This is a genomic window from Kitasatospora sp. NEAU-69, assembly GCF_057158765.1.
In genome coordinates, this window is record NZ_JBWXUE010000004.1 from 46,902 (window position 1) to 66,993 (window position 20,092).

Below are 20,092 nucleotides of genomic sequence, written 5' to 3' on the forward strand. Positions count from 1 at the left end.
CTCCCGTGGCCTCCCCCTACCGTCTGGTGCGCAGCCCGATCGTGCCGCCCGCCCCGCCCGTGCTGGACGAGTACCAGCATGCGGTGGCCGAGCACACCGGCGGGCCGCTGCTGGTGCTCGCCGGGCCCGGCACCGGCAAGACCACGACGCTGGTCGAGGCGGTCGCCCGGCGGGTCGAGCGCGGTACCGATCCGGACCGGATCCTGGTGCTGACCTTCAGTCGCAAGGCGGCGATGGAACTGCGCGACCGGATGGCGGTGCGGCTCGCCGCGGCGCCGCAGGCCACCACCTTCCACTCCTTCTGCTACGCGCTGCTGCGCTCCGAGCAGGCGCCGGAGCGGTTCGCCGAGCCGCTGCGGCTGCTCTCCGGGCCCGAGCAGGACGTGATGGTCCGCGAGCTGCTGGCCGGCGGCGCCGAGGACGCGGCGGCCGGGACCGGCCGGATCCGCTGGCCGCTCGACCTGCGGGCCTGCCTGACCACCCGCGGCTTCGCCGACGAGGTGCGCGCCGTGCTGGCGCGCAGCCGCGAGCTGGGCCTGGGCGAGGCCGAGCTGGCCCGCTTCGCGGCCGGCGTGCAGCGCCCGGACTGGGCGGCCGCCGCGCACTTCCTGGCCGACTACCTGGACGTGCTGGACCTGCGCGGGGTGCTGGACTACGCCGAGCTGGTGCACCGCGCGGTGCTGCTCGCCGAGCGGCCCGACACCGACCTGCGCGGGCGCTACGACGCGGTCTTCGTCGACGAGTACCAGGACACCGACCCGGCCCAGGTCCGGCTGCTGCACCAGCTGGCCGGCGGCGGCCGGGACCTGATCGCGGTCGGCGATCCGGACCAGTCGATCTACGCGTTCCGCGGCGCCGACATCAACGGGATCCTCGACTTCCCGCAGCGGTTCCGGCGGCCCGACGGGAGCCCGGCCGAGGTCAAGGTGCTGCGGGTCTGCCGCCGCTCGGCGCCGACGCTGCTGGCGGCCTCGCGGGAGCTGGCGGCCCGGCTGCCGATGGGACGGCTGCCCGCCGACAAGCTGGCCCAGCACCGCGCGCTGCTGCCGGGGCGCCCCGGGCCGCGCGGGCGGGTGGAGGTCTTCACCTACCCCACGCCGGGCGCCGAGCTGGAGAGCATCGCCGACCAGCTGCGCCGCGCGCACCTGGAGGACGGCGTGCCGTGGGGCGAGATGGCGGTGCTGGTCCGGGCCGGCGCGCGGGCCATCCCCGGCGTGCGGCGGGCGCTGAGCGCGGCCGGCGTACCGCTGGAGATCGACGGCGACGACCTGCCGCTGCGCGAGGAGCCGGCCGTGGTCCCGCTGCTGCTCGCGCTGCGGGTCTGCGCCGAGGGCGCGGTGCACCACAAGCGAGAGCAGCGCGGGCAGGAGGAGCCTGGGCACGGGCACCCCGACCCGCTCACCGTCGAGCTGGCGCACACGCTGCTCACCGGCCCGCTGGCCGCGCTGGACGGCGCCGACCTGCGCCGGCTCGGCCGCGCGCTGCGCGAGGAGGAGCGGGCCGCCGAGCCCACCGCGCTGGTGCGCCCCGCCGACGAGCTGCTCCGCGAGGCGCTCGCCGAGCCGGAGCGCCTCTTCGCGCTGGCCACGCCGCCGGCCCGCCGGGCCCGCGAGCTCGGCATGCTGCTGCGCAAGGTCCGCGACCACCTGGGCGGCGGCGGCACCGCCGAGGAGGCGCTCTGGCTGCTCTGGGACGGCAGCCCGCGCTGGCGCGAGCGGCTGGAGCGCACGGCGCTGCGCGGCGGCGGCACCGCGGCCCGCAACGCCGACCGCGACCTGGACGCGCTCTGCGCGCTCTTCGAGACCGCCGCCCGCGCCGAGGACCAGGTCACCGGTCACCGCGGCGCGCTCGACCTGCTCGCCGAGGTCGAGGCGCAGGACATCGCCGCCGACACGCTGACCGTGCGCACCGCCCGTCCCGAGGCCGTCCGGCTGATGACCGCGCACCGTTCGAAGGGCCTGGAGTGGCGCGTGGTGGTCGTCGCGGGCGTGCAGGAGGGGCTCTGGCCCGACCTGCGCCGCCGCGGCTCGCTGCTGGAGGCCGACCGGATCGGCCGGGACGGCCTGGCCGAGCCGCTCACCCCGGGCGCGCTGCTCGCCGAGGAGCGACGGCTCTTCTACGTGGCCGCCACCCGGGCGAAGGAGCGGCTGATCGTCACCGCGGTCAAGGCGCCGGCCGAGGACGGCGACGAGCCCTCCCGGCTGCTGCGCGAGCTGTACCGCGAGGAGCTCGACCTGAGGACCGGCAAGGTGTTGCGCCGGATCCCCGAGGTCACCGTCGAGGACGTCACGCACCGGCCGCGCCGTCCGCTCTCGGTGGCCGCGCTGGTGGCCGAGCTGCGCGCGGTCACCGTCGACCCGGCGCAGTCGCCGGCGCTGCGCCGGGCGGCCGCCGAGCGGCTGGCCGTGCTGGCCGGCGCGAGCGACGACGAGGGCGCCCCGCTGGTCCCGGCGGCCCATCCGGACCGTTGGTGGGGGATGGTCGAGCCGACCAGCAACCCGGTGCCGCTGCGCGAGCCGGACCGCCCGGTGCAGCTCTCCGGCAGCGGGCTGGAGCAGCTGGAGTCCTGCTCGTTGCAGTGGTTCCTGACCAAGGAGGTCAAGGCGCAGACGGCCACCTCCGGCGCCCAGGGCTTCGGCAACGTGCTGCACGCGCTGGCCGACGAGGTCGGCTCCGGCCGGACTCCGGCCGACCTCGCGGTGCTGATGGAGCGGCTGGACACGGTCTGGGACGCGCTGGCCTTCGACGCGCCCTGGAAGTCCGCACAGGAGAAGACCCAGGCGCGGGCCGCGCTGGAGCGGTTCCTGCACTGGCACGTGCTGGAGCGCGGCCGGGCCACGCTGGCCACCGAGCACCCGTTCGACCTGACGCTGCCGGTCGGTGAGGTCGCGGTGCGGATCCGCGGGGTGATGGACCGGGTCGAGCAGGACGCGGTCGGGCGCGCGTACGTGGTCGACTTCAAGACCGGCAAGCAGCACCCGAGCGACAGGTCGCTGCCGGAGCACAAGCAGCTGGCCGTCTACCAGCTCGCGGTGCGCGGCGGCGCGCTGGACGAGCTGGTGAACGGCCGCCCCGAGCTCGGCGGCGCCGAGCTGGTGCAGCTGCGGTTCGAGGACAAGAAGCTCCCCGAGGCGCCGAAGGTGCAGCACCAGCCGCCGCCGGAGGGCGAGCCGTGGGTCGAGAACCTGCTGGCCGACGCGGCCGGGCGGGTGCTCGCCGAGCGCTTCGCCCCGACCACCGGCGAGGGCTGCGGTCGCTGTGAGTTCCGCCGCAGCTGCTCGGCCCAGCGCGACGGCCGCCAGCTCGTCGAGTAGCCACGACCGGGTCGGCGAGGAGCGCGGGCGCGGGATCACCGCCGCCGACTGTCCGTTCTTCCTATTACCGTTGCTGCCATGCTCACCCACCCCGACCAGCTCAAGGAGTTGCTCGGCATCCCCTTCAACCGGGAGCAGATGCAGGCCATCGGCGCCCCGCTGGAGCCTGCCGTGATCGTGGCGGGGGCGGGCTCGGGCAAGACGACGGTGATGGCCGCCCGGGTGGTCTGGCTGGTCGGCTCCGGTGCCGTCCGGCCCGAGCAGGTGCTGGGCCTGACCTTCACGAACAAGGCGGCCGCCGAGCTCGCCGAGCGGGTCCGCACCGCGCTGGCGCGGGCCGGCGTGCGAGAGTTCGAGGCGCCGGCGGGCCCGGAGGAGCCCGGCGGGGAGCCGGAGATCTCCACGTACCACGCGTTCGCCGGCCGCCTGCTCAAGGAGCACGGCCTGCGGATCGGCATCGAGCCGGACGTGCGGCTGCTCGCGGACGCGACCCGGTTCCAGCTGGCCGCCCGGGTGCTGCGCACCGCGCGGGGGCCGTTCCCGCACCTCAGGGAGACCTTCACCGCGCTGGTCGGCGAGCTCATCGCGCTGGACGCCGAACTGGCCGAGCACCTGGTCGAGCCGGACGGGCTGCGCGCGTTCGACACCGCGCTGCTGGACGAGCTGGCCGCCGCCAAGCTGACCAACGCGGACCTGCGGGCCGTCCCCGAGGCGGCGCAGGGGCGGCTCGAACTGCTGCGGCTGGTCGAGGAGTACCGCCGCCGCAAGAGCGCGGCCGGCCTGATGGACTTCGGCGACCAGATCGCCGCCGCCGCGCGGCTGTCGCAGCAGCGCCCGGAGGTCGGCCGGCTGCTGCGCGAGCAGTACCGGGTGGTGCTGCTGGACGAGTACCAGGACACCTCGGTGGCCCAGCGCCTGATGCTCGCGGGGCTGTTCGGCGGCGGGCCGCAGGACAACGGGCCGCAGGACAACGGGCCGCAGGACAACGGTCCGGAGCACAACGGACAGCAAGACGGCGGACCTCGACTCGGTGGCCACCCGGTGACCGCCGTCGGCGACCCCTGCCAGGCGATCTACGGCTGGCGCGGGGCCTCGGTGGCCAACCTGGACGACTTCCCGGTGCACTTCCCGAAGGCCGACGGCGCCCCCGCCGCCCGCTACGCGCTCAGCGAGAACCGGCGCAGCGGCGGGCGCCTGCTCGCCTTCGCCAACGAGCTGGCCGCCCCGCTGCGCGACATGCACGAGGGAGTCGAGGCGCTGCGCCCGGCCCCCGGCGCGGAGTCGGACGGCTTCGCCCGCGTGGCGCTGCTGCCGACCCACCGCGCGGAGATCGACTGGCTGGCCGACTCGGTCGCGCACCTGGTCCGCACCGGCACCGCGCCGGGCCGGATCGCGGTGCTCTGCCGCGGCGGGGTGGCCTTCCCCGACATCCACGCGGCGCTGGTGGCCCGTGAGGTCCCGGTCGAGGTGGTCGGCCTCGGCGGGCTGCTCCAGCTGCCCGAGGTGGCCGACCTGGTCGCGGTCTGCGAGGTGCTCCAGGATCCGACCGCGAACGCCGCGCTGGTCCGGCTGCTGATCGGCCCGCGCTGGCGGATCGGCCCGCGCGACCTGGCGCTGCTCGGCCGGCGCGCCGCCGAACTGGTCCGCACCGCGCGCGGCGACGCCGGCGATCCGCTCTCCGCCGCGGTCGCGCAGACCGACCCGACCGAGGTGATCTCGCTCTCCGACGCGCTGGAGACCTTCCTGGACAGCGCCCGGGACCAGCCCGACGAGCTGCCGTTCTCGCCCGAGGCCCGGAGCAGGTTCGCCTACCTGGCCCGGGAGATCCGCGAGCTGCGCCGGATGCTCGCCGAGCCGCTGATGGACGTGCTGCACCGGGTGCTCACGGTCACCGGCCTGGAGGTCGAGCTGGCCGCCTCGCCGCTCGCGCTGGCCGCCCGGCGCCGCGAGACGCTGAACGCGTTCCTGGACGTCGCGGCCGGCTTCGCCGATCTGGACGGCGATCCGGGCCTGACCGCGTTCCTGGCCTTCCTGCGGGCCGCCGAGACGTACGACCGCGGCCTGGACAGCAGCCTGCCCGGCGGCGAGGACACCGTGAAGGTGCTGACGGCGCACAAGTCCAAGGGCCTGGAGTGGGACGTGGTCGCGGTGCCCGGCCTGGTCAAGGGCGCGTTCCCGAGCAACCGGGCCCGCGAGCGCTGGACCAGCCGCCGCCCGGTGCTGCCGCACCCGCTGCGCGGGGACGCGGCCACGCTGCCGGCCGTCGTGAACTGGACCGCGAAGGGCATGACCGCGTTCAAGGACGGCCTGAAGGCGCAGGCCGCGACCGAGGAACTCCGGCTGGGCTACGTCGCGTTCACCCGCCCGCGCACGCTGCTGCTCGCTTCGGGCCACTGGTGGGGACCGACCCAGAGCACCGTGCGCGGCCCCTCCGACTTCCTGGAGCAGCTGCGCGCGCACGCCGAGCGCCCCGGCAACGGCGAGGTCGAGCAGTGGGCCGAAGCGCCGCTGGACGACGCGGTCAACCCGGCGCTGGAACAGGGCGCGGCGACGCCGTGGCCGCTGCCGCTGGACCCGGCCGCGCAGCTGGCCCGGCGCCGGGTCGCCGAGGTGATCACCCGTCGGCTGGCCGGGCAGCCGGCGCCGGAGCCGGAGTGGCTGGTGCCCGAGGAGCAGCGCCGACTGGCCTCCTGGGACCGGGACTTGACCGCACTGCTTGGTGAACTCGCCCGCTCCAGGCGGACCGTGCGCGAGGTGCCGGTGCCGCCGGCGCTGTCGGCGACCCAGCTGATGCGGCTGGCCGCCGACCCGGACGGCTTCGCGCACGAGCTGGCCCGTCCGCTGCCGCGCCCGCCGCAGACCGCGGCCCGCCGCGGCACCCGCTTCCACGCCTGGATCCAGGCGCAGTTCGCGCCGCTGCCACTGCTGGACGCGGACGCGCTGCCGGGCGTGGACGAGGACGGCATCGAGGACGAGCGCGACCTCGAACTGCTCAAGGAGGCGTTCCTGCGCGGGCCGTACGCGCGGCGCCGGCCGTACCGGGTCGAGGCGCCGGTGCAACTGGTGCTCGGCGGACGGGTGGTGCGCGGCCGGATCGATGCGGTGTACCGCGAGAGTGATGGCGACGCTGGGTCACCGGCGACCGTCCGTTACGAGCTGGTGGACTGGAAGACCGGCCACCAGGAGAGCGCGGACCCGTTGCAGCTGGCGATCTACCGGGTCGGCTGGGCCGAGCAGCGCGGGGTGCCGCTGGAGCAGGTCACCGCCGCGTTCTGTTACATCCGCAGCGGCCGGATCGAAAGACCGGCAGGACTTCCCGACCGGAAAGCGTTGGAAACGCTTCTGATCGGGAACAGTGACTATTAGGTCACAGAGAGCATCCAACTCGCTACGGATTCGCGCGAAACCGATGCGCAGTGCACGTTTCGCGCCTATTGTGGGGTCGGTAACCGGTCACCCGCGTCTTGCCGGCCATCGGACAGGCCCCCGATCACCACCCTCAGTCATCGCCGCAGGTGCCGCCGGGCGCCCGGCGCCTTCTGTTGGAGACACCTGAGTTGAGCGCGATCGGGAAGGGCACCTGGCCCAAGACGGCACTGGCCCTGCCGTTCATCGGCATGGCCCTGGTGGTCTGCCTGGACTACTTCAGCACGATCAAGGTGACGGTCGAGCCGGCCCTCACCGCCGTGCCGGCGCTGGCGGCGATCGTCAGCCGCCGGGTCTGGTACCCGATCCTGACCGGGCTGCTCGCCGAGGGTGCGGCCTTCGTGATGGCGGCGTACAACAACGTCCTCGGCGAGTCGGTGCACAGCGCCACGGTCTTCGCGATCGCGCTGGTCACCGCGATCAGCTGGGTCAGCGCCACGCTGCGGGTGCGCCAGGAGCAGGCGCTGGCCGACGCCCAGCTGGTGGCCGAGATCGCCCGCCGGGTGCTGCTGCGCTCGGTGCCCGACCGGGTCGGCACCGTGCGGGCCGCCGTGCACTACGCGGCGGCCGCCGCGCACGCGCGGATCGGCGGCGACCTCTACGAGGTGGTCAACACCCGGCACGGGGTGCGCGCGGTGGTCGGCGACGTCCGCGGCAAGGGGCTGAACGCGGTGGAGACCGCGGCCGCCGTGCTCGGCGCGTTCCGCGAGGCCGCGCACCAGGAGCCGGCCCTGGACAAGGTGGCCGGCTGGCTGGCCGTCAGCCTGGACCGGGCGCTGCACGAGAACGACCACCCCGGCGTGGAGGAGGAGTTCGTCACGCTGGTGCTGATCGGGGTGCTGCCGGACGGCACCGCCGAGATCGTCAACTGCGGCCACCCCGCGCCGCTGCTGATCGACGGTCAGGGCGCCGTGCGGGTGCTGGAGCTCGACGAGACGGTGCCGCCACTGGGCGTGCTGGACCCGGCCGACGTCGCACCGCCGGTGCTGCGGGTGCCGTTCGCGCCGGGGGACCGGGTGCTGCTCTTCACCGACGGGGTGATCGAGGCGCGCAACCGGGCCGGGCACTTCTACCCGCTCGCCGAGCGGCTGCCGGCCTGCGCGGACGGCGGCCCGCGCGACGTGCTGCACCGGCTGCACGCCGACGTGGTGCGCCACGTCGGGCGCCAGCTCGGCGACGACGCCGCGATGCTGCTGCAGTACGAGCCGACCCCGGCCGGCCCGCAGCAGCTGCCGCACCAGAACGGCCGGCTGGTCCGGCCGTAACGGCCGGCTGAGAGCGGCCTCAGAGCTCCACTTCGACGACCAGCGGCCGGTGGTCGCTGACGCCGACCCGGGGCGCCGAGACGGTGCCCACCGCCGTGCGCGGCACGCCGACCGCGAGCACGTGGTCGAACTGCACGGCCGGGCGGTGCGAGGGGTAGGTGGGCGTGCGGGCCAGGTCGTACCAGCCGGGCAGTCGCGGGCGCGGTTCGCGACCGCGGCGCCGGCGCGGCTCCGCGAGCAGCGCCTCACGGGCCCGCCGGGCGGCCCGCAGCTCGCCGCGGGCCGCCTCGACCCGCCGCTGCCGGGCGGCCGGTGCGCGGTCCAGGGCGGTGGCCCCGCCGAGGACGGTCCGCGGCACCGCGCCGATCAGGTTGAAGTCGCCGAGCACCAGGTACGGCCGGGGCAGGTCGGCGATCCAGCGCCGGATCCCGGCCAGCTGCGCCATGTTCCAGCCCGGCACGAAGGACAGGTGGGCGGCGACCACGGTGAACGGCCCGTTCGGACCCTCCAGCACGGCCGCCAGCGCCGCCCGCGGCTCGTCCGGGACGGGAGTGAGCCCGCGCCGCCCGGCGACCCGCAGCGGCAGGCCGAACGGCGCCGGCGCGAACCGCCGGGCCCGCCAGTGCCGGACCGGCAGCCGGCTGAGCAGCGCGGTGCCGTAGGACGGCAGCTCGGTCGCGGTGCCCACCTCGTCGGGGCCGTAGACCTGGAGGCCGGGCACCGACGGCTCGCGCAGCCAGCCGGCCACCGGCGCGGGGCGGCCGTGCAGCGCGGCGGCGAACCGCCAGTCGGCGGCGCCCATCGCCTTGGCGGCCACCGCGCTCTGGTCGGTCAGGCCGGAGCGCTGCTGGTGGCGGTCCACCTCCTGGAGCGCGAGCACGTCGGCGTCCAGTGCGGTGACCGCGTCGTGCAGTGGGTCGCCCGCTTCGGTCGGGTACGGCAGCGGGGTGCCGTCGGCGGCCAGCGGCTGGCCGTGCAGCAGGTTGAAGGTCGCGATTCGCAGTGGGCTCACACCTGGTGACGGTACGCCCTGATGGTGTCACGCAAGGAGCTCCCGCTTGAGCGAGCGTTGCATACCAGGTATATATACCGAGTATGTCCATCAGACACGGTCTACTCGCCCTGCTCGACCAGGGGCCGCGCTACGGCTACCAGCTGCGTACCGAGTTCGAGGCCCGCACCGGCGCCACCTGGCCGCTCAACGTGGGTCAGGTCTACACCACGCTCGGGCGCCTGGAGCGCGACGGCCTGGTCGTACCCGACGGTGAGGACGAGGAGGGGCACCAGTTCTACGCCGTCACCGAGAAGGGACGCGCAGAGCTGCGTGACTGGTTCGACACCCCGGTGCCGCGGACCAATCCGCCCCGGGACGAGCTGGCGATCAAGCTCGCCATGGCGGTGACCGTGCCCGGCGTGGACGTGCACGCGGTGGTCCAGGCGCAGCGCCGGCACAGCATCCAGGCCCTGCAGGACTACACCCGGCTCAAGGCACGGGCGCTCGCCGGTGAGCGCCCGCCGGCCGGTGAGGCGGCCGGCGAGGCGGTCGAGAACTCCGAACTCGCCTGGCTGCTCGTGCTGGACCAGCTGATCTTCCAGACCGAGGCCGAGGTCCGCTGGCTCGACCACTGCGAGACCAGGCTGGCCGGCCACCGTGCGCGGCAGAGCACGCCGACCGTCACCGAGGCGCCCGTGCGCCGCCGAAGCAAGCTGCCCCTGGGGGAATCATGATCGGCAAACTGGCCACCGTCCGCCGCCTTCCCGACCGCACCGAGCCCGTGCTCCGGCTCGACGACGTGAGCCGGGTGCACGGTCAGGGCGCCGCCGAGGTCCACGCCCTGCGCGACATCGATCTGCAGGTGTTCCCGGGTGAGTTCGTGGCCGTGATGGGCCCGTCCGGCTCCGGCAAGTCCACGCTGCTGACGCTGGCCGGCGGCCTCGACACCCCGAGCAAGGGCCGGGTGCTGGTCGAGGGCAGCTCGCTCGGCGAGCTCTCCCGCAAGAAGCTGGCGGCGGTGCGGCGCCGGGCGATCGGGTACGTGTTCCAGGACTACAACCTGATCCCCGCGCTGACCGCGGCGGAGAACATCATGCTGCCGCGCGAACTGGACGGGGTGTCCACCCGCACCGCCCGGCGCGAGGCGCTCGCGGCGCTGGAGGAGATCGGCATCGGCGAACTCGCCGACCGGTTCCCCGACGACATGTCCGGCGGCCAGCAGCAACGCGTCGCGATCGCCCGCGCGCTGATCGGCGACCGCCGCCTGGTGCTGGCCGACGAGCCCACCGGCGCCCTCGACTCCACCACCGGCGAAGCCGTCCTGGCCGTGCTGCGCACCCGCTGCGACGCGGGCGCGGCGGCCGTGATGGTCACCCACGAGGCCCGGCACGCCGCCTGGGCGGACCGGGTGGTCTTCCTGCGCGACGGCCGGCTGGTCGATGAGACCGGCCGGCAGAACGCCGAGAGCCTGCTGCTCAGCGCGGCCACCAACAGCCTGCGCCGGGCGGTGGACGAGTGAAGCTCACGGCCTGGCGGGTGGCCCTGCGGATCGCCCGCCGCGACGCGTTGCGCGCCAAGGGACGCAGCGCGCTGGTGCTCGCGATGATCGCGCTGCCGGTGCTCGGCGTGGCCGGTGTCGATGTGGTCTACCGCAGTGCGACGCTGACGCCGCAACAGCAGATGACTCGCCAGCTCGGCACTGCGGACGTGTTGCTGCAGTCCACCGCGCCCGGCATGACGGTCAGTCAGGCGCCGTTCGCCTCGGATGGGTACACCACCCAGGATCCCAGCCAGGGCGGGTCGCCCACTCCGGAGCAGCAGCGCAGCAAGGCCACCGAACCCGCCGTGCTCGCCGCCCAGTTGCTGCCGGCCGGCGCGACGCTCACCCCGCTGCCGTCCGGCAGCAGGAGCACGCTGGCGAGCAGCAGGGACGGGCTGCTGCGGACCATGCTGAGCGAGGCCGATCTGAACGACCCGGTCTGGCGGGGCAGGCTGAACGTGGTCTCCGGCCGGGCACCGAGCCAGGACCACGAGATCGCGGTCACCCGGTCGTTCCTGACCGGCGCCGGCCTGAAGGTCGGCGCCACCACGGTGCTGCGCGGCTACGGCGACCAGCCGTTCAGCATCACCGGTGTCGCGGAACACCCGAGCGACCTGAAGGCCGTCGAGGTGATCGGGCGGCCCGGCGCGCTGGTCGCCTCGCCGTCCGACGCACAGGCCGACGCGCAGCCCGGTTCGCCAGCCGCCCCGCCGGCCACCGGGCAGCGCTCGTCCAACAGTTGGCTGGTTCGGCTGCCGGCCGGCTCGGTGCTGGACTGGGCCGGCGTGCAGCAGCTCGACAAGTACGGCTTCGTGGCCACCTCGCGCAGCGTGGTGCTGCATCCGCCGGCCCGCTCCCAGGTGCCCTACTACGCGACGCAGGCGCAGGGGCAGGGCCGGGGGGCCGACTACCTGGGCAGTCCGACCGTGGTCGCGCTGGTGACCGTGGCCGGGATGGCGCTGCTGGAGGTGGTGCTCCTCGCGGGCCCCGCGTTCGCCGTCGGGGCCAGGCGCTCCCGGCGGCAGCTCGGTCTGCTGGCGGCCGGTGGCGGTGACCGCTCGCACGTGCGCGCGGTGGTGCTGGCCGGCGGTGTGGTGCTGGGCGTGGCCGGAGCCGTGGTCGGCGTGCTGCTCGCGGTGCTGCTGGTGGCACTGGCCCGGCCGTGGCTGGAGCCGTTGGCCGGGGAGCGGTTCGGCGCGTTCACCGTGGCGCCGCTGGACCTGCTCGCCGTGGTCGCGGTCGGGCTGGTCACCGGCCTGCTCGCGGCGCTGGTCCCGGCGTTCCAGGCGGCTCGGCAGGACGTGGTGGCCGCGCTGACCGGTCGCGGCTCGATCCGGCCGCCGTCCAAGTGGTTCGCGCTGCTCGGTCTGCTGATGCTGCTCGGCGGTGCGGCGATCGCGCTGTTCGGCGCGCTGGAGGCGGGTCGGCTGCGCAGCACCGCGGTGCTCGGCGGCTCGGTGATCGCCGAGCTCGGCATGGTCGCCTGCACGCCGATGCTGGTCGGCCTGTTCGGCCGGCTCGGCCACTGGCTGCCGCTCGCTCCGCGGCTCGCGCTGCGTGACTCGGTGCGCCACCGGGGCCGCACGGCTCCGGCGGTGGCGGCCGTGATGGCGGCGGTGGCCGGCTCGGTCGCGGTCGGCATCTACAGTGCGAGCGCGGACCAGGAGAGCAGGCAGGCGTACGTCGCCTCGGTGCCGGCGGGTGCGGTGACGCTGGTCGCCACGTCCTTCCGCGAGCCCGACAGCGCGAGCGCGCTGGCCGCTCAGCGGTCGGCCGTCGAGCACGCGATCCCGTCGCTCGGCCGGCGGGCCGACGTGCTGCGGGTCGACTACGGCGGCGCCTGCACGATCCCGACCGGCTGCGGTGAGGTCCGGGTGGTGGCGCCGCCGGCTACCCGCTGCCCGCTGCAGGACGCCAGTCAGCACCCGGAGGGGATCGACTTCGCGCAGCTCGAGACGGACCCGCGCTGCAAGGGCGACGGAGCCGGTGAGCGGTTCGGCTCGATCGTCTCAGGCGACGCGAGCGTGCTGCACAACCTGTTCGGCGTGCACGACAGTGCCGTCGAGCAGGCGGCGGCGGCAGGCAAGGTGGTGGTCTTCGATCCGCGGATGATCGAGGACGGGCGGACGGTGCTGCGCACCACCGCGCACTTCGATCCGAGCAACCCGCAGTGGACCGACCGTGACGCGCCGGTGGACGCCGTGCTCGCGCACGGGAGCGTGCCGAGCCGCGCCGCGTACGTGACGCCGCAGACCGCCGCCCGGCTCGGGCTGGTCACCACCGCCGACGCCGGCTCGGTCTGGCTGCCGTCCGCTCCGCCGTCGCGGGCGGAGGAGCAGACGGCGCTGGCTGCGACCGCCCGACTGGTCGGCGACACCTGGACCTTCCAGGTCGAGCGCGGCTTCCAGTCGTCGCACACGCTGCTGGGCCTGGGGCTGAGTGCGTTCGCCACGCTGGTCGCGCTCGGTGCGGCGGGCATCGCCACCGGGCTGGCCTCGGCCGACTCGCAGCAGGACCTCGGCACGCTCGCGGCGGTCGGCGCGAGTCCGCGGATCCGCCGGACCCTGTCCGGCTTCCAGTGCGGGGTGATCGCGGCGATGGGCGTGCTGCTCGGCACGGTCTGCGGGGTGGTGCCGGCGGTCGCGCTGCGCGAGGTGAGCGGGATGGCGCAGTACCCGGGGCAGGCCGCGCACGTGGTGATCGCGTTCCCGTGGCTGAACCTGGCGCTGACGCTGCTGGTGCTGCCGCTGCTCGCGGTCCTGCTGGCCGCGCTGCTGACCCGCTCGAAGATCGCCGTGGCCCGTCGCGCGGCCTGAATGGTCGGCGGGTGACGGAAGTTACAGTGCCGCTGCGGTCCCCAGCCCCGACCACAGCGGCACGCACGGGTGCGGGAGAACTAAAGTCGTCCGTATGACGAAAACCCCGGACAGCGCCGTCCGCTCCTTCATCGACCAGCAGCAGGACGACTTCCTGCGGGACCTCACCGACTGGCTGCGCATCCCCTCGGTCTCGGCCGATCCGGCCCGGGCCCAGGACGTCCGCCGCTCCGCCGAGTGGCTGGCCGCGAAGTTGCGCGAGACCGGGTTCCCGGTGGCCGAGGTCTGGGAGTCGGACGGCCTGCCGGCGGTCTTCGCCGAGTGGCCCTCGGGGGACGCCGACGCGCCGACCGTGCTGGTCTACGGCCACCACGACGTGCAGCCGGCCGCCAAGGCGGACGGCTGGGACACCGAGCCCTTCGAACCGGTGACGGTCGGCAACCGGCTGTACGCCCGCGGCGCGGCCGACGACAAGGGGCAGGTCTTCTTCCACACCCTGGGCTTGCGCGCGCACCTGCACGCCACCGGCCGGACGGCGCCGGCGGTCAACCTCAAACTGCTGATCGAGGGCGAGGAGGAGTCCGGCTCGCCGAACTTCGGCGCGCTGATCCGCCGCGAGGCCGAGCGGCTCGCCGCCGACCTGGTCTTCGTTTCGGACACCGGGATGTGGGACGAGTCCACGCCGACGGTCTGCACCGGCATGCGCGGCAAGGCCGACTGCCAGATCGACCTCTACGGGCCGGACAGCGACATCCACTCCGGGTCGTTCGGCGGCGCCGTGCCCAACCCGGCGACCACCGCGGCCGAGCTGGCCGCCGCGCTGCACGACGCCGACCGCCGGGTCGCGGTCCCGGGCTTCTACGACGGCGTGATCGAGCTGACCGAGCGCGAGCGCGAGCTGTTCGCCAAGCTGCCGTTCGACGAGCAGCGCTGGCTGGCCACCGCCAAGTCGCACGCCACCCAGGGCGAGGCCGGCTTCTCCACCCTGGAGCGGGTCTGGGCCCGGCCGACCGCCGAGGTCAACGGCGTCTGGGGCGGCTACACCGGTCCCGGCAGCAAGACCATCGTGCCGGCCGAGGCGCACCTGAAGCTCTCCTTCCGGCTGGTCGCCGGTCAGGACGCCGAGCGGATCGAGCAGGCCGTCACCGACTGGGTGGCCGAGCGGCTGCCGGCCGGCATCCGGCACGAGATCAGGTTCCGCGCGGCGACCCGCCCGTGCCTGACCCCGCTGGACCACCCGGCGCTGCAGTCAACCGTCCGGGCGATGGGCCGGGCCTTCGAACAGGAGATCCTGTTCACCCGTGAGGGTGGTTCCGGGCCGGCCGCCGACCTGCAGGACGTGCTCGGCGCGGCGGTGCTCTTCCTCGGCATCTCGGTCCCCTCGGACGGCTGGCACTCGGTCAACGAGAAGGTCGAGCTCGACCTGCTGCGCAAGGGCGTGGAGGCCGCCGCCTACCTCTGGGGCGATCTGGCCGAGAACTTCCGGCCGACCGCCGCCTGACCGCCGGCCGACTGAGCACTGAGCACTGATGACAGATGACATTCGCGAACGGGGAGATCAGCGCATGACGACGTCACCCGACACCGAGCAGCCGCTCGCGCTCGCCCTGGCCCAGGCCGGCGTAGAGCGCGCGGCCCACCACCGGCTGGACGAGCCGTGGCTGGCCGCCGCCTGGAGCCACCCGAGCACCAAGGTGCTGCCGATCGCCGGCGGTGAGGCCTTCGTGGTGGACACCGAGTCCGGCACCGAGCTGGTGCTGCTGCCCTCCTTCGAGGCGCCGCAGACCGGTGACCGGTACTTCCTGGGCATCGACGAGGAGGGCGTCGCGTACTTCGCGCTGGCCGGCGAGACGCTGCCCGGGCGACTGGACGGCGACGCCCGTCCGGCCGGGCTGCGCGAGGTCGGCGGGACGCTCTCCGACCGGGACGCCGGGCTGCTGGTGCACGCGGTGGCGCTGGAGCACTGGCACCGGCTGCACAGCTTCTGCTCGCGCTGCGGGCACCCGACCGAGAAGGCCGGTGCCGGCCACCTGCGTCGCTGCACGTCCTGCGCGGCCGAGCACTACCCGCGCACCGACCCGGCGGTGATCATGCTGATCACCGACGAGCAGGACCGCTGCCTGCTCGGCCGCCAGGCACTCTGGCCGGAGGGCCGCTGGTCCACGCTGGCCGGTTTCGTCGAGCCCGGCGAGTCGATCGAGCAGACGGTCGCCCGCGAGGTCTTCGAGGAGGCCGGCGTGCGGGTCGGCGAGGTCTCCTACGTGGCCAGCCAGCCGTGGCCGTTCCCGGCCAGTCTGATGCTCGGCTTCATGGGCAAGGTCGCGCCGGGCGGCGAGCAGATCACGGTGGACGGTGAGGAGCTCTCCGAGGCCCGCTGGTTCTCCCGGGAGGACCTGCGGGTGGGGATGGAATCCGGCGAGATCGTTTCGCCGTCCGGGATCTCGATCGCCAGGCACCTGATCGAGCGCTGGTACGGCGAGCCGATGCCGAGTACGGCGCGCTGGTAGTCACGCGGCGCGAAATTACTCAGGGGGCGTACGGGAATTGCCGTACGCCCCCTTTCGCTCTGCTTGCCGGCGGTTCCTTCGCAGGTCAGGGTGGTTCTTCGGGTGCCGATGGGGGGCCTGGGTCGGGAGGGTCCGGCGATCAGGAAACCATGGAATTCGATCGTGATTGACCCCGCCTTGATCGGCGCGGCGGTCCGCTGAATCGCCGGGGTCCCCAATTCTGGCCAATTGTGGTCCGTTTAGCTGAAACGCCCTGGGCGTAATCGCTACATTCCCAGGGTGACCATCCCCAGCGGAAGCGCTACCTCTCCCAAGTACCAGCGGCTGGCCGCCGATCTGCGCCGGCGGATCGCGGCCGGCGAGTGGCGTCCCGGCGTCGCGCTGCCGGTGGAGTCCGAGCTGGAGCACCAGTACGGCGTGGCCCGCAACACCGTGCGGCTCGCGGTGGACGTGCTGGTCAACGAAGGCCGGCTGGTCCGGCTCCAGGGCAAGGGCACCTTCCTGCGCGAGCATCCGGTGCTCGACCACCGCGCGTACGGGCCGCCGCTGACCGATCCGTGGCCGGCCGCCGCGAAGCTGCCGGCCCAGCGCGGCGCCGCGCACGACCAGGACGATCCGGCCGGGCTGGCGGCGCCCACCGAGATCTACAACGAGGAGGCGGACGAGGCCGGCCGGGTGCTCACGGTCGAGTTCGAGATGCTGATCGTGCGGGCCCGGGTGGACATCGCCGAGCGGCTCGGGCTGCGGCCCGGCGAGGCGGTGGTGGTCCGGCGCCAGCTGCGGCTGCTGGACCGCGAGCCGTACTCGATCGAGGAGAGCCACTACCGGGCCGGGCTGGCGGCCGGCACCGCGCTGATGGAGCCCGATCCGGTGCCCGGCGGCGACGAGGTGGTGCTGGCCGGGCTCGGCCGGATCGAGATCGGTGCGGTGGACCAGCTGGTCGCCCGGATGCCCGGGCCGGAGGAGGCCCAGTGGTTCCAGAGTGGCCCCGGGGTCCCGCTGATGGTCCAGACCCGGGTCACCTACGACGCCCGCGGCCCGGTCCGGGTGATCGAGAGCCGCTACTCGGCCGACCGCTGTCGCCTGGTCTACGGGCTCGGCGAACTCGGCGCCCGTCCGAGATCCTGACCGATCGGGCGCGGCGCCGGGGATCGCGAACCGGCCCGGCCTCCCTGGGTCAGGGACGCCGGGCCGGTGTGTGGTGCCGGGTCAGCTCGCGAGCGCGGCCTGGACCTGGCGCAGGCTCGGGTTGGTCATGGTGACCGGCTCGCCGCCGTTCACCGGGACCACCTGGACGGTCGGCACGACCTGGTTGCCGCCGTTCACCGACTCGACGTACGCCGCGGAGGCGGGGTCCTCTTCGATGTTGATCTCGGTGTAGGCAATGCCCTCGCGGGTCAGCTGGCTCTTCAGCCGCTGGCAGTAGCCGCACCAGGTCGTGCTGTACATCGTGACAGTGCCGGACATCGAAAAGGCTCCTTCTTCGCCGGTGAGGTTCTCCGCGGGGACAACGTACGCGAGGGGCCGCGGCATTCCGTGGCCGGTACCAGGCCGATCGGCAGAGCAGACCGGCAGAGCGGATCGTCAGGTCGGCAGAGCTGATCGTCATACCAGGCCTGTGGACAACGCGTGCCGATATGTCCGAGCCGGGTGCCAGGATGGCAGCACCGGGCCACTCCACCCGGCGGGCTGAGAGGATGGAGCCCATGCAGGAAGAGCTCTTGACCATGGGCGGTTTCGACGGTCCGTCCGGCTACGGCGGGCGCCCGGCCGACCCGGACGCGGTGCTGGCCGGGCTCGACCCCGAGCAGCGGGCGGTGGCCACCGCGCTGGCCGGACCGGTCTGCGTGCTGGCCGGCGCCGGCACCGGCAAGACCCGGGCGATCACCCACCGGATCGCCTACGGCGTGCGCAGCGGCGTCTTCCAGCCGCAGCAGGTGCTGGCCGTCACGTTCACCGCGCGCGCCGCCGGCGAGATGCGCGGGCGGCTGCGCCAGCTCGGCGCGGACGGCGTGCAGGCCCGGACCTTCCACTCCGCCGCGCTGCGCCAGCTCCAGTACTTCTGGCCGCGCGCGGTCGGTGGCGAGGTGCCGCGGCTGCTGGAGCGCAAGGTGCAGCTGGTCGCCGAGGCGGCCGGGCGCACCGGCCTGCGCGTGCAGCGCACCGAACTGCGCGACCTGACCAGCGAGATCGAGTGGGCCAAGGTCACCCAGATCGTGCCGGACGACTACCCGGTGGCCGTGCTAAAGGCCGGCCGCGACGCGCCGCGGGACCCTGCCGAGATCGCCCGGGTCTACGCGACCTACGAGCAGACCAAGCGCGACCGCAACGTGATCGACTTCGAGGACGTGCTGCTGCTCACCGCCGCGATCCTGGAGGACCGCCCGGAGATCGCCGAGCGGGTGCGCGGCCAGTACCGGCACTTCACCGTCGACGAGTACCAGGACGTCTCGCCGCTCCAGCAGCGGCTGCTCGACCAGTGGACCGGCGGCGGCTCCGGCGCGAGCCTGTGCGTGGTCGGCGACGCCAGCCAGACCATCTACTCCTTCACCGGGGCCACCCCGGACTACCTGCTGAACTTCCGCACCAAGCACCCGGACGCGACCGTGGTGAAGCTGGTCCGCGACTACCGCTCCACCCCGCAGGTGGTGCACCTGGCGAACGGGCTGCTCGCCCAGGCGCGCGGCGCGGCCGCCCAGCACCGGCTGGAGCTCGTCTCGCAGCGCGAGGCCGGCCCCGAGCCGGTCTACGTCGAGTACGCGGACGAGCCGACCGAGGCCGAGAGCACCGCGCACCGGATCAAGGAGCTGCTCGCCCAGGGGGTGCGGGCCAGCGAGATCGCCGTGCTGTTCCGGACCAACGGCCAGTCCGAGGTCTACGAGCAGGCACTGGCCGACCTCGGGCTCTCGTACCAGCTGAAGGGCGCCGAGCGGTTCTTCGAGCGGCCCGAGGTGCGCGAGGCCGGGCTGCTGCTGCGCGGCGCGGCGCGGGCCGGCAACGACCCGCTGACCGCCGACGCGCCCGACCTGGCCGCCCAGGTCCGCGCGGTGCTGGCCACCCGCGGCTTCACGGCGACCCCGCCGGCCGGTTCGGGCGCGGTGCGCGAGCGCTGGGAGTCGCTGGCCGCGCTGGTCCGGCTCGCCGAGGAGTTCGAGGCGGGCCGCCGCGCGGCGGGCGAGCCGGCCGACCTGGCGGCCTACGTCGCCGAGCTGGACGCCCGCGCCGCCGCCCAGCACGCGCCGGCCGTGGAGGGCGTCACGCTGGCCTCGCTGCACGCCGCCAAGGGCCTGGAGTGGGACGCCGTGTTCCTGGTCGGCCTGACCGAGGGCACGCTGCCGATCATCTACGCCAAGACCGACGAGCAACTGGAGGAGGAGCGCCGGCTGCTCTACGTCGGGGTGACCCGGGCGCGGGCGCACCTCTCGCTCTCCTGGGCGCTCTCGCGCTCGCCGGGCGGCCGGGCGAGCCGCAAGCCCACCCGGTTCCTGGACGGCCTGCGGCCGGGCTCCGGCGCACCCGGCGCCCGCTTCGGCGCGGGGGGCGGGCGCGGCGGCGTGGAGGGCGGTGCGGAGCGCTCCGCGGGGCGCCGGGCGCCGCGCGGACCGGTCAAGTGCCGGGTCTGCGGGAAGACCCTCACCGAGGCTGTGGAGCGCAAGCTGCGCCGCTGCGAGGACTGCCCGTCCTCGATGGACGAGGGCCTGTACGAGCGCTTGCGCGAGTGGCGGTCCCGCCAGGCCAAGAAGCAGGGCGTGCCGGCCTACGTGATCTTCACCGACGCGACGCTGATGGCGATCGCCGAGGACGCACCGGCCTCGACCTCGGAGCTGACACTGATCTCAGGCGTCGGTGCCATGAAGCTGGACAAGTACGGCGCCGCCGTGCTGTCGTTGTGTGCGGGGGAGGAGCCCGAGGAGGAGCAGGCCGGGGCGGAGCACGCCGAGGCCGCCGATCCGTCGGGTGAGACCGCCGAGGACTCCGCTGCGGACGAGGCGTGAGAGCCGCGCGCCGGAGGGGTTCGGGAAGCACTCCCGAAACTCGCCGGAAAAATAGTTTGCGCGCTGTGCACGAAGCGCAATAGCCTGCCGGAGCGGTCAAGGAGACGCGACCGCGAACCGCTCGGGATCACACCTGGTGCGGCTCAGCCCTGCGACCACACGTGGGGCGCCCTGCATGACGGCACCACCTTCTGCTTCACCGCAGGAGCGCTCGACCGACCTATATCCGAACATC

The 20,092-nt window shown here is 74.3% G+C and carries 12 protein-coding genes; 10 read left to right on the forward strand and 2 right to left on the reverse strand.

Translation table 11 applies throughout. The annotated features are described in order from the left end of the window. Positions 1-5: 5 nt before the first annotated feature. From AC060L_RS06180 to AC060L_RS06190, 3 genes are all read left to right on the forward strand, one after another. A complete protein-coding gene (locus tag AC060L_RS06180; RefSeq protein ID WP_483797486.1) occupies positions 6-3,314 on the forward strand; it encodes an ATP-dependent helicase in 3,309 nt (1,102 codons plus the stop codon). Positions 3,315-3,392: 78 nt separating this feature from the next. Then, the gene (locus AC060L_RS06185) at positions 3,393-6,680 is read left to right on the forward strand and encodes an ATP-dependent helicase (protein ID WP_483797487.1); all 3,288 of its coding nucleotides are present in this window, start codon (positions 3,393-3,395) and stop codon (positions 6,678-6,680) included. Between the two features lie 191 nt (positions 6,681-6,871). Further along, positions 6,872-8,005 (forward strand): PP2C family protein-serine/threonine phosphatase, encoded by a 1,134-nt coding sequence (locus AC060L_RS06190; RefSeq protein WP_483797489.1) that lies wholly within the window; start codon positions 6,872-6,874, stop codon positions 8,003-8,005. A 19-nt stretch (positions 8,006-8,024) separates the two neighbouring features. Here AC060L_RS06190 and AC060L_RS06195 read toward each other — a convergent pair whose 3' ends face one another. Further along, positions 8,025-9,017, reverse strand: a complete 993-nt coding sequence (locus AC060L_RS06195; protein WP_483797491.1) for an endonuclease/exonuclease/phosphatase family protein — start codon at positions 9,015-9,017, stop codon at positions 8,025-8,027. 83 nt (positions 9,018-9,100) lie between these two features. Between AC060L_RS06195 and AC060L_RS06200 the strand changes: the two genes are divergently transcribed. The 6 genes from AC060L_RS06200 to AC060L_RS06225 all read left to right on the forward strand — a co-directional run bounded on the left by AC060L_RS06200 (position 9,101) and on the right by AC060L_RS06225 (position 16,990). Then, positions 9,101-9,733: a PadR family transcriptional regulator gene (locus tag AC060L_RS06200; RefSeq protein ID WP_483797492.1), complete on the forward strand. Its 633-nt coding sequence runs from the start codon at positions 9,101-9,103 to the stop codon at positions 9,731-9,733. Then, the gene (locus AC060L_RS06205; protein WP_483797494.1) at positions 9,730-10,518 is read left to right on the forward strand and encodes an ABC transporter ATP-binding protein; all 789 of its coding nucleotides are present in this window, start codon (positions 9,730-9,732) and stop codon (positions 10,516-10,518) included. Before AC060L_RS06200 ends, AC060L_RS06205 begins: the two co-directional genes overlap by 4 nt. Next, positions 10,515-13,355, forward strand: coding sequence for an FtsX-like permease family protein (locus AC060L_RS06210; protein ID WP_483797495.1), 2,841 nt, complete (start codon positions 10,515-10,517; stop codon positions 13,353-13,355). The genes AC060L_RS06205 and AC060L_RS06210 overlap by 4 nt, the downstream gene beginning before the upstream one ends. Before the next feature lie 94 nt (positions 13,356-13,449). Beyond that, the gene (locus AC060L_RS06215) at positions 13,450-14,856 is read left to right on the forward strand and encodes a dipeptidase (protein WP_483797496.1); all 1,407 of its coding nucleotides are present in this window, start codon (positions 13,450-13,452) and stop codon (positions 14,854-14,856) included. A 64-nt stretch (positions 14,857-14,920) separates the two neighbouring features. Next, positions 14,921-15,862: an NAD(+) diphosphatase gene (nudC, locus tag AC060L_RS06220; protein ID WP_483797497.1), complete on the forward strand. Its 942-nt coding sequence runs from the start codon at positions 14,921-14,923 to the stop codon at positions 15,860-15,862. Between the two features lie 279 nt (positions 15,863-16,141). Then, the gene (locus AC060L_RS06225) at positions 16,142-16,990 is read left to right on the forward strand and encodes a GntR family transcriptional regulator (protein WP_483797498.1); all 849 of its coding nucleotides are present in this window, start codon (positions 16,142-16,144) and stop codon (positions 16,988-16,990) included. Positions 16,991-17,071: 81 nt separating this feature from the next. Here the strand turns inward: AC060L_RS06225 and AC060L_RS06230 are convergent, their stop codons facing one another. After that, positions 17,072-17,329, reverse strand: coding sequence for a mycoredoxin (locus tag AC060L_RS06230; protein WP_483797499.1), 258 nt, complete (start codon positions 17,327-17,329; stop codon positions 17,072-17,074). Positions 17,330-17,589: 260 nt separating this feature from the next. Here AC060L_RS06230 and AC060L_RS06235 point away from each other — a divergent pair, with 260 nt between their 5' ends. Continuing rightward, complete coding sequence (locus tag AC060L_RS06235; protein ID WP_483797742.1) at positions 17,590-19,857, forward strand: ATP-dependent DNA helicase UvrD2; 2,268 nt, start codon at positions 17,590-17,592, stop codon at positions 19,855-19,857. Positions 19,858-20,092 lie beyond the last annotated feature (235 nt).